This is a genomic window from Marinobacter gelidimuriae (assembly GCF_000372805.1).
Taxonomy (GTDB): Bacteria; Pseudomonadota; Gammaproteobacteria; order Pseudomonadales; family Oleiphilaceae; genus Marinobacter; species Marinobacter gelidimuriae.
In genome coordinates this window covers 94,233-109,190 of sequence record NZ_KB889897.1, presented here as the reverse complement: position 1 = coordinate 109,190, position 14,958 = coordinate 94,233, and the positions used below count along the sequence as shown (strand labels likewise).

14 protein-coding genes and 1 pseudogene are annotated in these 14,958 nt (G+C 54.9%); 9 read left to right on the top strand and 6 right to left on the bottom strand.

Annotated elements, in window-relative coordinates; all coding sequences use genetic code 11:
- Nucleotides 1-40 precede the first annotated feature (40 nt).
- Complete coding sequence (gene dctP, locus A3OI_RS0112175; protein WP_026224173.1) at nucleotides 41-1,087, bottom strand: TRAP transporter substrate-binding protein DctP; 1,047 nt, start codon at nucleotides 1,085-1,087, stop codon at nucleotides 41-43.
- 165 nt (nucleotides 1,088-1,252) lie between these two features.
- Between dctP and A3OI_RS0112170 the strand changes: the two genes are divergently transcribed.
- On the top strand, nucleotides 1,253-1,993 hold the full coding sequence (locus tag A3OI_RS0112170; RefSeq protein ID WP_018404547.1) for an enoyl-CoA hydratase/isomerase family protein: 741 nt from the start codon (nucleotides 1,253-1,255) through the stop codon (nucleotides 1,991-1,993).
- 6 nt (nucleotides 1,994-1,999) lie between these two features.
- On the opposite strand, the gene A3OI_RS0112165 is transcribed toward A3OI_RS0112170, so the two are convergent.
- Entirely contained in the window at nucleotides 2,000-3,601 is a 1,602-nt protein-coding gene (locus A3OI_RS0112165; RefSeq protein WP_018404546.1) for a class I adenylate-forming enzyme family protein, read from the bottom strand.
- A 157-nt stretch (nucleotides 3,602-3,758) separates the two neighbouring features.
- Here A3OI_RS0112165 and A3OI_RS0112160 point away from each other — a divergent pair, with 157 nt between their 5' ends.
- The 8 genes from A3OI_RS0112160 (at nucleotide 3,759) to A3OI_RS0112125 (ending at nucleotide 11,657) form a co-directional block, all read left to right on the top strand.
- Nucleotides 3,759-4,553 (top strand): SDR family NAD(P)-dependent oxidoreductase, encoded by a 795-nt coding sequence (locus A3OI_RS0112160; protein WP_018404545.1) that lies wholly within the window; start codon nucleotides 3,759-3,761, stop codon nucleotides 4,551-4,553.
- The gene (locus A3OI_RS0112155) at nucleotides 4,553-5,008 is read left to right on the top strand and encodes a PaaI family thioesterase (protein ID WP_018404544.1); all 456 of its coding nucleotides are present in this window, start codon (nucleotides 4,553-4,555) and stop codon (nucleotides 5,006-5,008) included. The genes A3OI_RS0112160 and A3OI_RS0112155 overlap by 1 nt, the downstream gene beginning before the upstream one ends.
- Before the next feature lie 75 nt (nucleotides 5,009-5,083).
- On the top strand, nucleotides 5,084-6,286 hold the full coding sequence (locus A3OI_RS0112150; RefSeq protein WP_018404543.1) for an acyl-CoA dehydrogenase family protein: 1,203 nt from the start codon (nucleotides 5,084-5,086) through the stop codon (nucleotides 6,284-6,286).
- 67 nt (nucleotides 6,287-6,353) lie between these two features.
- A complete protein-coding gene (locus A3OI_RS0112145) occupies nucleotides 6,354-7,121 on the top strand; it encodes an SDR family NAD(P)-dependent oxidoreductase (RefSeq protein WP_018404542.1) in 768 nt (255 codons plus the stop codon).
- Nucleotides 7,122-7,188: 67 nt separating this feature from the next.
- Complete coding sequence (locus A3OI_RS0112140) at nucleotides 7,189-8,253, top strand: phosphotransferase (protein ID WP_026224172.1); 1,065 nt, start codon at nucleotides 7,189-7,191, stop codon at nucleotides 8,251-8,253.
- Nucleotides 8,250-9,029: a 5'/3'-nucleotidase SurE gene (gene surE / locus A3OI_RS0112135; RefSeq protein ID WP_018404540.1), complete on the top strand. Its 780-nt coding sequence runs from the start codon at nucleotides 8,250-8,252 to the stop codon at nucleotides 9,027-9,029. The genes A3OI_RS0112140 and surE overlap by 4 nt, the downstream gene beginning before the upstream one ends.
- Nucleotides 9,030-9,054: 25 nt before the next feature.
- Entirely contained in the window at nucleotides 9,055-10,719 is a 1,665-nt protein-coding gene (locus A3OI_RS0112130) for a long-chain fatty acid--CoA ligase (RefSeq protein WP_018404539.1), read from the top strand.
- Between the two features lie 2 nt (nucleotides 10,720-10,721).
- Complete coding sequence (locus A3OI_RS0112125) at nucleotides 10,722-11,657, top strand: ketopantoate reductase family protein (RefSeq protein WP_026224171.1); 936 nt, start codon at nucleotides 10,722-10,724, stop codon at nucleotides 11,655-11,657.
- Between the two features lie 76 nt (nucleotides 11,658-11,733).
- Here A3OI_RS0112125 and A3OI_RS0112120 read toward each other — a convergent pair whose 3' ends face one another.
- The 4 genes and pseudogenes from A3OI_RS0112120 to A3OI_RS0112105 all read right to left on the bottom strand — a co-directional run bounded on the left by A3OI_RS0112120 (nucleotide 11,734) and on the right by A3OI_RS0112105 (nucleotide 14,809).
- The gene (locus A3OI_RS0112120; protein ID WP_018404537.1) at nucleotides 11,734-12,189 is read right to left on the bottom strand and encodes a MaoC family dehydratase; all 456 of its coding nucleotides are present in this window, start codon (nucleotides 12,187-12,189) and stop codon (nucleotides 11,734-11,736) included.
- Nucleotides 12,190-12,201: 12 nt separating this feature from the next.
- A pseudogene (locus tag A3OI_RS24455) lies at nucleotides 12,202-12,441 on the bottom strand (class II aldolase/adducin family protein); the annotation flags it as partial.
- Nucleotides 12,442-12,459: 18 nt separating this feature from the next.
- Complete coding sequence (locus tag A3OI_RS0112110; protein WP_018404535.1) at nucleotides 12,460-13,602, bottom strand: acyl-CoA dehydrogenase family protein; 1,143 nt, start codon at nucleotides 13,600-13,602, stop codon at nucleotides 12,460-12,462.
- Nucleotides 13,603-13,612: 10 nt separating this feature from the next.
- Nucleotides 13,613-14,809: an acyl-CoA dehydrogenase family protein gene (locus A3OI_RS0112105; RefSeq protein WP_018404534.1), complete on the bottom strand. Its 1,197-nt coding sequence runs from the start codon at nucleotides 14,807-14,809 to the stop codon at nucleotides 13,613-13,615.
- Nucleotides 14,810-14,958 lie beyond the last annotated feature (149 nt).

The window sequence follows — 14,958 nt, the reverse complement described above, 5'->3', positions numbered from 1 at the left end:
TCAAAGACTCCGGCCTGTATCACTTATTTAAACTCGCGGATCAGAGGTAGCCGAGCTCGGCCAGGTAGCCTTTCAGCATGTCCAGCGCCTTTTTGGCGTTGGGGCTACGCTCGCCTTCCTCGTCCCACATTGCCTGTGCGGCCTTTACCAGCTTGTCCTGAACTTCATCTGGCAGAACGTTCACCTGTACACCCTGTTCGGCGATGACCTTGGCCAGAGTTATGCGCTCCTTATAAAGGTACTCGTTGGTACGGATCCAGAATTGCTCGTCGAGCGCATCCTTGACGATCTTCTGCATGTCTTCCGGCAACTTGTTCAGCGCCTTCATGCTGACAATGATGACGTCAGTTCCCGCGATGTTCAGGGCCGGTTGAACGTGGTACTTGGCCACTTCATACAGGGCCATGCTGGCGGCACCCTGAGCTGCACCCCAATGGGCACCGTCAACGATGCCGGAGTCCAGTGCCGAGTAAAGCTCGCTGCCTGGAATATAAGACGCTGCAGCACCCGCTTCGGTCAGGAACCTTTGCAGAACACCGGAGGAGCGAATCTTCAGGCTGGTGAAATCTTCCCAGTTTTTGATGGGCTTTTTGACCACCATCTCGGTGGGATAAACCTTGTCGGTCGCCCAGTAAACGTCGTGCTCTGCCGCTTCGTCACGCAACATCTGCTCAAAGCCCATGCCCTGATGGAAGTATGCAGCTTCCCATACGTTACGGAATGCAAAGGGCAGGCCGGAGGCAATGCCAGCAAGGGAAACTTTGTCTTGAGCGTAGGCTGGAGAAATTGTGCCCATTTCCAGGATGCCGCGACTTACGGCGTTGAACGTGTCTTGGGCCTTGAAGAGCGCGCCGGCTTCATAAAGCTTAAGTTTCAGGCGCCCATCGGTGCGCTCGTCCAAAATTCGCTGAAGCCGGACCAGGCTATCTGTGTAAGAGCTGCTGGCACCTGGCCAGTGTGACTGCACTTTCCACGTAAACGTTTCTTGGGCCGCGGCAGGTGTGGCGGCAAGAGCGGCTGATAAACCAAGAGTAATGGCTGAAGCGTAAGTGGTTATGGTCTTACGTGTTTTGGCAAAGAGATTCATGACGGTGCCTCGTTCGTTGTTGTAATGGTACTTCTCTTCATTTCGCTCTGCAGAACTTACGGTTGCATGGCGAATTAACTGTACATGAAATCTATCACAAAAGCGGGCTTTTGCAATAGGATGTTCGATGTCAAAATAACAGAACATTCGTGAGGAAACAGTCCAATGATTGAAAGCCATCAGTTACAAGGTCTTGTACATCTCGTTATCAACCGTCCCGGGAAAAGAAATGCTCTCACCCGATCCATGTATCAGCAGCTCACTGACGCCATTACAAGCGCCAATCTTGATGAGACAGTAAACGCCATCGTTATCTCAGGAGCGGGAAACGTATTTACCGCTGGCAATGATCTGGACGATTTTCGCGCTCGCGCTACGGATGATCAGCCGAAGCCCTCGGCTGGGCTGGCATTTATTGAGGCGCTGATGAACTGTGACACGCCGGTCATAGCTGCGGTGGAAGGCATGGCAATCGGTATCGGCACGACTCTGTTGTTACACGTGGATGTCGTGGTGGCTGCAGAAAGTGCGAAATTCAAGACGGCGTTTGTGGATCTCGGGCTGGTGCCGGAGGCCGCTTCTACGGTCACCATGCCCCTGCATTTGGGTACTCGCAAAGCCACGGATCTCCTGCTCCTGGGTGAGGTGATCAGTGGCAGTGATGCCAGGGAATGTGGGCTGGTAAGCCGGATTGTGGATGATGGGCAGGCGTTGTCCGCAGCGTTGGCGCTTGCAGAGAGCTTGGCAAACAAACCCCGTGAAGCCCTGCGGGCCAGCAAGCGATTGATCCGCGCTCCCTGGCGTGAGCAGATAGAACAGGCGCTGGAGCGGGAGCGTAAGGTGTTTTCCGAGCGGCTTCGGTCGGAGGATTGCCGGGCCGCTCTGGACAAGCTGACCCGCCGCTGATCGGGATCAACGCGCGATCTTTTCCCAATAAGGTTCGCGCAGCTCCCGCTTCAGAACTTTGCCTATGGTGGAGCGGGGGAGCTCCTCGCGAAGCTCGATAGCGGAGATACGCTGGCTTTTGCCCAGCTGGCCGTTAGCCCATTCGAGTATCGTAAGCCTGGAATCCTGGTGCCCGGGTTTGAGAACCACCAGGCCCAGAGGCGTTTCACCCCAATGTTCGCTGGGAATGCCAATAATCGCTGCATCGTCCACAGCAGGGTGTGCCAGCAGCGCCTTCTCAAGATCGACCGCGTAAATGTTGAATCCACCAGAAATAATCATGTCCTTGCGACGATCGAGAATATGGATAAATCCGTCCTCGTCGATTCGCCCCATATCTCCGCTGCGATAAAACACGTCGCCCTCAGGGCTTTCCCACAGTATTTCTCGGGTCTGTTCAGGCCGGTTCACGTAGCCTCGCATCATCGAAATGGCGCGGCCCACCAGTTCGCCGGTTTCGCCTCTCGGAAGTTCACGACCATCTTCGTCGATCACGCGCACTTCCGCACCTTCTGTTGGTATGCCTACCGAGCTCCATTTGTTTGGGTGCGCGGCACAGTCGAGACTGGTAGAGATGCCGCCCTCTGTGAGGCCGTAAACCTCCCGTATGTTGCCTGGCCAGCGTGCCATGGCATCGGCTATCACGTCTGGTCTAAGGGGTGCGCTGGTGCAGAGTTTTAGCTTGAAGCTGGAGAGATCAAAGCGGTCAAATTCCGCGTCAGCCAGAATCCTCTGGTACTGCACTGGTACCAGCATGGCGTGGGTCACACGGTGTGTTTCGGCCAGCTCCAGAAACCGCCGGGCGTCGAACTTTGCCATGATTACCAGCGTGCCACCGTGGAACAGCGTGGGTAACACCGAGACCAGTGTGGTGTTGGAGTACAGCGGCGTTGAGACCAGGTTAATGGCATTGCAGTCCAGCCCATAAAGGCTCATGCGTTCCATCTGCCGCTGGCGGAATCGGTAATCGTGGAGAATGCCCTTCGGAGTGCCGGTGGTGCCGGAGCTGTAGATGATGTTAAAGGCGTCATCCAGCGATACGTCCGCTGGGCGGGCCCTGACTGAGGCATCGCCAAGCCAGTCTCTCAGAGTCTGGCCAATCCCTTCGCCGTCTTCATCCAGGGCAACAATACGGTCGTCCGGTAACCCCTGCAGCCCGGGCTGGAAGCTGTGAAGGAGGTCCCCATTTTTCTGCGACACAAACAGGAACTTTGCACGGCAATCGGACAGCATAAGACTCAGCGTTTCGGCGCTGGCCATACCTGAAAGCGGCACCATGCAGCCGCCGGCAGTAAGCACACCAAGATACAGAGCGACATAGTCAGCGCTGTTCTCCGACAGAGCTGCAACTGAGTCGCCCGGCTCAAGCCCCGCATCTCGCAGGCGGTTGGCGATCCGGTTAGTCTGATCCAGCAGGTCTCTCCAGCTCACCGTACCCTGTTTACTGATCAATGCCGGGTGGTCCGCACGGGTGATTGTAAACCTCTGTATCCGGTGGCCAATGGCCTCCATGGGTTCGTTCGGGGTCATGGGTGCGTACACCGGCATTTCGCTCAGGTTATTTTTCATTTTTGTGCCTTATGCTGCTATTGTGTTTTGACTAGTGAAATTTACTTCCGATTATATTGACTCAAAAGTAGAAGGCGTGACAAATTAATGCGAAAGCAAAACCGTTAGTGCTAATAAAACCCGCAATAATAAAACCAGAGACACAAGGAGCAGCGGAATGGGGCGTTTTGATGGCCAGGTGGCTATTGTTACCGGAGTAGGCAGCGGTATAGGTCGAGCAACCGCCTTGCGACTGGCGCGTGAGGGTGCCCAGGTAGTTATGGCTGATACTTCGGAGGCGGGTCTGGTTGAAACCGGGAATCTGATGCCCGAGGGCGCTGAGCACCTCCGCCGCCTTGTCAACGTTGCCGATGAGGCTCAGATCAAAGATTTGGTGAGCGACGCTATAAGCGCTTTTGGGAAAATCGACATCTTGTGCAACATCGCTGGCATTGCCAGTACAGGGAACGGCTATCCACCGGTAACCGAAAACGAGCGAGACGAGTGGGACACGGTGTTGGCGGTTAATCTGGTTGGCACCATGCTGCTCATCAAGCATGTCGCGCCGCACATGCAAGTTCGCAAACTCGGTTCCATTGTCAATACAGCCTCGGTTGCTGGTCTCCGCTCGGGCGCAGGAGGCAATGCCTATAGCGCCTCGAAGGCTGGAGTGATCAACCTTACCATGACCGCTGCGTGTGATCTTGGCGATCACAATATCCGGGTGAACGCTGTCTGCCCGGGCCTGGTTGAGACCGGTATGACACGAGTGGTGTTTGATTACGCCCGCGCCCATGAAAAAGCCCACAAGCTAGGCGGTCGCTGCGAACTGCGCCGCTACGGCGAGCCGGAAGAGATCGCAGCGGCTATTCTGTTTTTTGCCAGTGACGATGCCAGCTATATCACCGGTCAGGCGCTGCCTGTGGATGGCGGCAATACCGCGTCTTTGAATCTGCCAGGAATGAAGGTGTAATGAGCAAGCAAGAATCCCCTTATGTTGATGGCACATGCGTCGATGGTACAGAGCTGCCGGGCTTTCATAACCTGCTCGGCTACCGTCAGGCTCACTGGGAGGAAAATGAAGCGGTCATTGAGCTGAAGCTGCAGCCAAGGCATCTCAACCTTGGTGGTGTCATTCACGGCGGCGTGCTGACGTCGCTGCTTGATATTGCTATGGCCCAGGCCGGCACACACTGTGCCTTTCCGGGGCGGATGCGTAGAGCCATAACTTTGTCTTTGACCACGACGTTCACCGGCCAATGCTCCGGTGGCACCATTCGTGTGACGGGGCGCAAGCGGGCCGGTGGTGCGCGAATTTTTAACAGCACCGGCGAAGTTCATGACGATAAAGGCAATCTGCTTGCCATCGCCGAAGGCACGTTCCGAATCCGGTCTGGCAGTGACAAGCCGGAAGGCGTCCCTATCTGATTTTCGATGCATAAAACAAAAACCTGATTGGCTGCGAAGGCCGGTCAACGATTCAACAGTAAAGAGGAAGTCGACATGTTCAAGTTGTCTGACAAAGCAAAAAAACTGCAAGCGCAGTTAAACGAGTTCATGGATGCGCACATTTATCCTAACGAATCCATGCACCACCAACAGATTGAAAAGGCAGAAAATCGCTGGGCGCCGGTACCCATTACAGAAGAGCTTAAGGCGAAGGCAAAAGCCGAGGGACTCTGGAACCTGTTCCTGCCGGAAAGCAATTTGGGAGCCGGCCTGATCAACTTTGAGTACGCCCACCTTTGCGAAATCATGGGCCGTTCTGAAATGGCCCCGGAAGTGTTCAACTGCTCCGCGCCGGATACCGGCAACATGGAAACCATCGCTCGATACGGTAACCAAGAGCAGCAGGATCAGTGGTTGAAGCCTTTGCTGGCAGGCGAGATACGCTCCTGCTTTTCCATGACAGAACCGGATGTGGCGTCCTCTGATGCCACCAACATTGCCTGCGAGATTCGTCGTGAGGGCGATGAGTATGTGATTAACGGCAAAAAATGGTGGTCCTCCGGTGCCATGACCACCACCTGTAAAATTGCCATCGTAATGGGCAAGACCGATCCTACCGCGCCCAAGCATCAGCAGCAGTCGATGATTCTGGTGCCATTAGATGCGCCCGGTGTGAAATTAGTCCGCTCATTGACCGTGTTTGGTTACGACCACGCGCCCCACGGCCACGCGGAGATTCATTACGAAAACGTACGGGTTCCCGTTAGCAGCATTCTGTTGGGTGAGGGACGTGGTTTTGAAATCGCGCAGGGTCGTCTCGGGCCAGGCCGCATTCACCATTGCATGCGGACCATTGGCGTTGCGGAACGTGCGCTGGAGTTGATGTGTAAGCGTGCCAACGAGCGCGAGGCATTCGGCAAGCCGTTATCCAGCTTTGATTCTATTCGCAAGGACATCGCCCGCAGCCGAATCGAGATTGAACAGGCGCGGCTGTTAACTCTGAAAGCGGCGTACATGATGGATACCGTTGGTAATAAGGTAGCCCGTCAAGAAATCGCCATGATAAAGGTGATTGCTCCGAGCATGGCGCTGAAGGTGCTTGACCGTGCCATACAAGTGCACGGTGGAGCCGGCGTAAGTCAGGACACCTTCCTTGCGTCAGCCTGGGCCAAAGTACGGACGTTGCGGTTGGCGGATGGCCCGGATGAGGTGCATCTGGATTCCGTCGCCAAGATTGAACTGCGTCAGTATCGCTAATTAGGGCTAAGCCACGGGTGGACGCACTTTCCGCCCGCACCCAATCTTTGAGTATAAGGACCGAGTTATGAACAACCCACTTTTTGATATGACCGGTAAGGTGGCCCTGATCACGGGTTCCACTAAAGGCATTGGCCTGTCAATCGCCGAAGAAATGGCCCGTCTGGGCGCGAAAGTTGTTATCTCCAGCCGCAAGGTCGACGCCTGCGAGCAGGTGGCGAATGAACTGAAAGCCAAAGGCTATGAAGCCATCGCCATACCCTGCCACGTCGGCAAAAAAGACGACCTGCAGAACCTGGTGAACAAAACCAACGAAGCCTGGGGCAGCATCGACGTGCTCGTATGCAACGCCGCCACTAACCCCGTCTATGGCCCCACCTCCGAAATGACCGACGAGGCCTGGGATAAGATCATGGACACCAACGTTAAAGGCACCTTCTGGCTAACCAACATGGTGCTGCCGCAGATGGCAGAGAAAGGCGAGGGCGCCGTTGTATTGCTCTCCAGCATTGCCGGAATCCGCGGTAACACCACCATCGGTACCTACGGTGTATCCAAAGCAGCAGAAGCCGCACTGGCCCGAAACCTGGCCGTGGAATGGGGCCCAAAAGGTATCCGCGTCAACAGCATCGCCCCCGGCCTGATCAAAACCGACTTTGCCCGCACACTCTGGGAAGATCCGGTACGCGTGAAACGCGCAGAAGACAAAACCCCACTAAGAAGAATCGGCGACCCGGTCGACATCGCCGGCCTGGCCGTATTCCTGTCAACCAAAGCCAGCGCCTACATAACCGGCCAAACCATAGTAGCCGATGGTGGCGAAACCATCTGTTGAAGCACCCCCTCCCACAGACCGCCGCGCCCAACACAAGGCCGCCACCAAAAATGAAGGCAACAGAAAAATGAGCATAACCCCAGAGCTGGTAGACGCTCTCCCAGCCCACAAATTCGACGAAGCCAAGCTCCTGTCCTGGCTCCAGAAAGCCATGCCGGGTTTTGGTAGCCGCCTTGAGGTAAAACAGTTCCAGGGCGGCCAATCCAACCCCACATTCCTGCTGGATACCGACAGTGGTCGCTACGTTCTGCGTAAAAAACCACCCGGAAAAACCCTGCCTTCCGCTCATATGGTCGAGCGTGAATACAAGGTCATCCGTGCGCTCTCAGACAACACCTCCTTGCCCGTGCCCAAAGCCCGGGTGCTGTGCGAAGACAGCGACATTATTGGTACACCCTTTTACGTGATGGACTTTCTGGAAGGCCGCATCGTCAGCCACTCAGCCTTGCGAGCGCTGGATCGCAAAGAAAGATTGCCTGCCCACCACTCCGCCATCGACACCTTGGCAGAGCTGCATTCTGTTGATGTGAATGCAGTAGGCCTGGGGGACTACGGTCGCCCGGAGGGCTACGTGGCACGCCAGGTTTCGCGCTGGAGTAAACAGTACCTGGCGGCCAAAACCGACGAAATGCCTGCCATGGACAAGCTTATGGCATGGCTGCCCGAAAACCTGCCTTCGACCGATGAGTGTGCTATTGCCCACGGTGACTACCGCTTCGGCAACCTGATGCTGGCGCCGGACAAGCCCGAGGTGATCGCCATTCTGGATTGGGAGCTTTCTACGCTTGGGCACCCGCTGGCGGATCTGGCCTATTATTGTCTGCCATATTACCTGCCATCGGACATGCCGGGCATGCGCGGACTGCAGGGAGAAGACCTTGAAGCACTGGGCATCCCGGATGAGCAAGAAACCATTGCTCGTTACTGCGCCAAAACAGGCCGTGAAGGCATTACCGACTGGCACGTGTATCTCGCCTTTTCTCTATTTCGGCTAGCCTCTATCGTTCAGGGTGTCTACAAGCGCGCGCTGGATGGTAATGCCGCCAATGCCAATGCCCTGGAAGTGGGTAAGCGCGCCAGCTTGCTGGCCGAAACTGGCTGGAAAATCGCCAGTGCAGGAGAGCAGACATGACAGCACCCATCGTTCGGCGCATCCTCATTACCAACGACGACGGCATTAACGCCCCGGGGCTGGCGCGGCTGGAAAAGATTGCCCGTAACCTGGCGGAAGAAGTTTGGGTTGTTGCTCCTGAGCATGACCGCAGCGGTGCGGGCCAGAGCATCTCCATACATGATCCGTTACGTGTCTACGAAACCGGGGAAAAGCGCTATGCGGTTTCTGGTACTCCGGCCGACTGCGTGCTTTTCTCTCTCGCCCACTGGTTTAATGAAACGCCTCCGGATCTTGTGTTGTCTGGTGTCAATTGCGGTGCCAATATCAGCGATTCTGTGCAGTATTCGGGCACGGTTGGGGCGGTACTCAGCGCGCAGCACATGAACATTGCCGCTATTGCCTTGAGCCAGGCTTTTTTGTCGAGGGACGGTATTCAATGGGCGCCCGTCGAGCGTTTTGGTGAAGTAATAATACGCAGGTTGTGGCAACCGGGTGAAACACGGGCCTGGAACGTGAATTTCCCAGCGTGCGAAGTGGGGGAAATTAACTCTGCTCGCTGGTGTAAACAATCGAGCGGTTCTATTCAGCAAGCCAGCCTGCAGGCAGGCAGGGACGCCCGAAGCCTGCCTTATTGGTGGCTGGGATTTGATCGCAGTTCCAAGCACATCATAGCACCGGATTCCGATGTGGCCGTGCTGAGAGACAGGGCGATTGCCATTGCACCCTTGCGACACGAAGGTCCCCTGCCCGGGGATACCAAAGAATTTGATCTGTTCGCGATGTTGGCAGACTGATTTACACCTGGAGAGAACAATAATTATGTTCACACGCCACTATGCGGTCTGGCCGAAAGAGTTGCCCAAGACCATGACTCTGCCGAAAACCAGTGTTTTTACCAATCTGGAAATATCGGCCCTGCGCTATCCCGACCACACAGCCATCATTTTCTACGATGCATTCATCACATACCGTCAGCTGCTGGCGGAAGTAGAAGCTATAGCAGGCTACCTGCAGGCGCAGGGTGTGAGAAAGGGTGATCGGGTGTTGCTGTATATGCAGAACTCGCCGCAGTATGTGATCTCCTACTACGCGATTCTGCGGGCGGATGCCGTGGTGATTCCGATAAACCCGATGAACCGGGCCGCAGAGCTGGAACACTACATTGCGGATACGGGCTCGGCGGTATGCCTGGCGGGCCAGGAACTGGCTGAATACATTACGCCGCTGTTGGGAAACACCGATCTGGAACAGATCGTGGTGGCTTCCTACAACACCTACATCAAGCCTGATACCGACCTGGATCTGCCTGCAGAAGTCGCAAGCCCGGCCTGGTCAGGCGATGCTCCGGGCGTAGTGAGCTGGGAAAGCGCTATGGCGGCAGGCCTTAGCCCTCAAGAACACACCGCAGGCCCGGAAGACCTGGCAGTGATCCCCTATAGTTCGGGTACAACCGGCGCCCCAAAAGGCTGTATGCACACGCATCGCTCGGTGATGGCAACGGCGGTACACCGTGTGTTCTGGAATCTGAGCACTTCCGACAGCGTGCAGCTGGCCACCCTGCCATTTTTCCATGTGACCGGCATGACCGGCTCCATGAACGGGCCTATTTTCGCTGGCTCCACATCGGTGATTATGACGCGCTGGGATCGCACCACCGCATCAAGGCTCATTGAACGCTACAAGGTCACTGGCTGGACTAACATCGTTACTATGGCAGTGGACTTTCTCTCCAATCCGGATATAGGCAAATACGACTTCTCCAGCCTCAACATGATTGGTGGCGGAGGTGCCGCCATGCCCGGCGCCGTTGCGGAAAAGCTGAAAAGGCTGACGGGGCTCGACTACATTGAGGGCTATGGCTTGTCAGAAACCATGGCTGCAACCCACATCAATCCCAACGCGAAACCCAAAGCCCAGTGTTTGGGTATCCCCGTGTTTGATGTGGACAGCCGGATTATTGATGTTGATACCCTGGAAGAGAAAGGGCCGGGTGAAACCGGTGAGATCGTTTCCTGTGGCCCGCAGGTAACCATCGGCTACTGGAACCGGCCGGCGGAAACCGATGCGGCGTTCGTCGAAATTGATGGCAAGCGTTTCTTCCGCACCGGCGATCTCGCGTATTACGACGAAGAGGGTTACTTCTTCATGGTCGATCGCCTTAAGCGAATGATCAACGCATCCGGATTCAAAGTATGGCCTTCGGAAGTTGAGGGCATGATGTACCGACACCCTGCCATTCATGAGCTGTGTATTATCTCGGCCCCGGATCCCAAACGTGGTGAGACGGTGAAGGCCTGTATCGTGCTCACACCTGAAGCGGAAGGCAACACCAGCGTTGAGGACATTACGGGTTGGTGCAAGGAACAGATGGCGGCCTATAAAGTACCCGCCATTGTTGAATTTGTGAGTGTCTTGCCAAAGTCCCCCTCGGGCAAGTTGATGTGGCGAGCGCTTCAGGAAGAAGAATGGAAAGGAAGGGAGTGATCATGAATAATAAACCCAGTATTCTGATTGTGGGTGCCGGAGCTATTGGTAGCTTCTATGGTGCCATTCTAAAGAAAGCTGGTTGTTCCGTGAGCACCGTGTTGCGCTCAGACTATGACGCGGTCAGAGTCCAGGGTATTCGCATCACAAGCCCGCTCGGAGACCTGTCCTACGAGCCGGATCATGTCTACCGTGATGGTGACTTGCCTGAAGAAACGCCAGACTTTTTGATTCTGTGCGTGAAAGTTCTGCCCGGTGTGGATCGGGTTGCACTGGTTGCGCCCTGGATGGGGGAGAAGACCTGTCTGGTACTGATCGAAAACGGTCTGGATATCGAAAAAGAGCTGGCCGATGCCTATCCGCAGAGCTCTCTTATAAGCTGCTTGGCCTTCATTGCCGCAAGTCGCACAGAATCCGGTGTCGTTGAGCACAAAGCCTACGGCAAGTTAGTGATGGGGCGTTATCCGGACGGTGTTGATGAGAGCTGCCGCGTTTTGTCTCAACTGTTTATAGAGGGCGGTATCAAGATTGATTTGACTGAGCGTGTTGTAGGCGAGCGCTGGCGCAAATGCCTCTGGAATACTCCATTCAACCCATTGTCTGTTGTTGCCAACGGTGCGGATACCCGAACCATTCTGGATACTACGGGCGGCGAAGAGCTGATCCGGGCCATGATGCGCGAGGTGATGGCAGTGGCTGCGGCAGAAGGGTATCCAATGGATGAGGGGTTGATCGATCAGAACATTGAGGGCACCCGCAAAATGCCTGCCTACAAAAACAGCATGGCGCTGGATTATCTGAATGATCGCCCCATTGAACGGGAGGCCGTCTTGGGCAACGTGGTAGCGATAGCCAAGCGCCGGGGCATCGCAGTACCTCACCTGAATACCGTATTGGTTACTCTAAAGATGCGCGCAGCGCTGGAAGGGCGGGAATAGTGTTTAGAGGGTATTTAGAAGGTTTTTAGAGACTATTCAGGGTCCGCTTTCCGGGCCCTGAATAAAACAGTCTTGTTCAGATCACGTACATAGCGAGGTTTTCTGCTACACAGGCCGGTTTGTCCTGGCCCTTTATTTCTACCGTGGTTTTGTAAGTCGCCAAGATTCTTTTGTCGTCCACCGGTGTAACATCCACCAGTTCGACTTTCGTGCGGATATCCGAACCCACCGGCACTGCCGCTGGAAACCGCAGTTTGTTCAGCCCGTAATTGATAGTGGCCTTGGTGCCCGTTACCCGCAGAGCCTGAGGGTTGAGCCGGGAGATCAGGGACACTGTCAAATATCCATGGGCGACCGGGCATTTCCAGGGCGACTCGCATTTTGCCCGCTCTACGTCCACGTGAATCCACTGGTGATCGCCCGTGGCATCAGCAAACGCTCCGATCATGTTCTGGGTGATGGTAAGCCAGGGGCTGTAGCAACAAAGGCTCCCTTTATGGTCTGCCAGCTCATCAAATTGTATTTCCACCATAGTGAGCCCTTCTTATACCGCGTAACCGGGGTTTTTGCTATCGAGAAGCCGCAGCAGCGCCGGCCAGGTAAGCGCCGCTGCGCTACCTAGGGTTTTTGACTGTTCTGCAGTTGTTCGGATAGCTTGCTCGGAGGGCATATACACCGGGCCGCAACTCTGTGCTTTAACCTGTATCTCGCAGGCTTTCATCAAGAAGTACAGGTACGTGAAGGTTTCCGGTACGTCTTTGCCAGCGGTCAGAACACCGTGATTGCTTACTCATTAAGGAGTTTAGCTTGCCTGTAAAAGAAACGCATAGCGTTCCAGGTGGAAGTCATCATCACCGAGCTGGTGGTTGATCATGATCAAACGCTTGGCGTAATGGGCAAAATTGTATTCCCATGTCATGCCAATACCACCATGGGATTGTATGCCTTGTTCTGAAATGAACTGCCCACTGCGGCCAATGACATTTTTAGCAGCGGACAAAACGCGACGGCGCTCATTGCTTTGTTCTTCGTCTGCCACGCTGGCAGCCAGAATAGACATCGATCGGGCTTGCTCAAGTTCGGACATCATGTCGACCATGCGATGCTGTAGCACCTGAAACTTACCAATGGGGACGCCAAACTGTTTACGCTGTTTGAGGTAATCGAGGGTAAGCTCGTTGGCCACGTCCATAACACCGACTGCTTCTGCACATAATGCCGCAATTGCGCGACCTGCCTGGTACTCTATTATTTCGCTGGCGCCGCCTTCTTCGCCCAGCAGGGCGTTAGCGCCCACTTGAACATTGCGCAGCGTAATATCACAGCCTTTCGAACCGTCAATGGTCGGGTAAACACGGCGCTCAATGCCTGCCGTATCTGGATTTAAAGCAAACAGGCTGATGCCGTTAGCATCGCGGGCGTCGCCCGAGGTGCGAGCGGATACCACAATGAGCTCAGCACAGTGCCCGCCAATCACAACGGCCTTGTGTCCATTAAGCACAAAACCGCCATCTTTTTTCTCAGCGCGGGTTTGTACATCGTTCAGGTCGTAAAAACTTTGAGGCTCTTGTAATGCGACTGCCGCTTGCAATTCGCCGCTGGCAATACCGCTTAACCAAGCTTCTTTCTGGCTATCATTTCCGGCCTGGTTAATGAGGCCGCCGCCAAAAACAACCGATTGCAGGTATGGCTCAAGGCACAGGCCACGGCCCAGTTCGGTCATAACCGACTGTATTTCTACCCCGCCACCGCCGAAGCCGCCGAGCTCCTCGGGAAATGAAACCGCTGTTAATCCCAGGTCACTGAGTTGCTTCCAAAAATCCACGCTGAAGCCAGCTTCGGTTTCACTGAATGTCAGGCGCTTTTCAAAACTGTACTCACCGCGCACCAGGCGGGCTACGGTGTCCTGTAGCATCTGCTGCTCTTCATTGAGTTGAAAATCCATGGTCGCCTCCTTAAAGCCCGAGAATCATTTTCGACACGATATTTTTCTGGATCTCGTTGGATCCGCCGAAAATCGAGAGCTTACGGTTGTTAAAGTACTGCGCCGACAGTGGCGCAGCATTCTCGTCTGACAAGAACTCGCCTTCATAATCAAGGTTCAGCTCTTCTTCCACAAGGGGAATGGCATAAGGCCCAATGGCTCTGCGTGCAAGGTCGTTTATAGCCTGACGAATTTCTGTGCCCTTTACTTTCAGCATGGAACTTTCCGCACCGGGCATACCGCCGCCCTCAACCGCAGCAATAATGCGCAAGTTGCTGATGGTCGCCGCAGTCAGGTCAATTTCAACCTTGGCAATACGCTGGCTGAACGATGTGTCTTCAATCAGCGGGTGGCCATTTTTGATGCAACGCGATGCCAGGTGCTTCAAGTGAGACAACGCGGCTTTGGATAAGCCGATGCCGGCCAGGCCGGTGCGCTCATACGTCAGCAGGAACTTGGCGTAAGTCCAGCCTTTGTCTTCCTCTCCTACCCGATTTTCAACCGGCACTTTCACGTCTTGAAAGAAGACTTCGTTCACTTCGTGCTCGCCGTCAAGGGTAATGATCGGGCGCACGGTGATACCTGGCGTGTTCATGTCGATCAGCAGGAAGGAAATGCCTTCCTGTGCCTTCACCTCGGTATTGGTGCGCACCAGGCAAAAAATCATGTTGGCGTACTGGCCAAGCGTGGTCCAGGTTTTCTGGCCGTTCACAACGTAGTGGTCGCCTTCGCGCACTGCGCGGGTTTTCAGCGAGGCCAGGTCAGAGCCGGCGCCGGGCTCGGAATAGCCCTGGCACCACCAGTCTTCTCCGCTAAGGATGCGCGGCAGGTAAGTCTGCTTCTGCTCTTCGTTGCCAAACTTGATAATAACGGGCGCCACCATGTTCACGCCGAACGGAACAGAGCGGGGCACACCGTAGTGGCAGGATTCTTCATCCCAGATATGCTTTTGAACCGGTGTCCATTTCACACCGCCGTACTCTTCTGGCCAGTGCGTGGCGTACCAACCTTGTTTGCAGAGAATCTGCTGCCAGCGCTGGTGATCTTCTTTAGTCAGGTGACGGAAACCCTTCACTTTGGCGGCAATGTCTGCCGGTAGCGCCTGGTCCAGAAAAGCCCGGACGTCATCCCGGAAGGCGAGCTCCTCCGGCGTGTAGTTAATGTTCATGGGACAACCTCTCTGTTCGTTCTAGCGAAAACGCATACCGCATAGCAGAATAGGGTAAGAGTGAATGATCTGCCCTTTTCTGTCAATTCCTTGTAATTTGGTTAAATCACTCGTTTTTACGACGTTTGGCAGAATTTAGTTTTATAAGG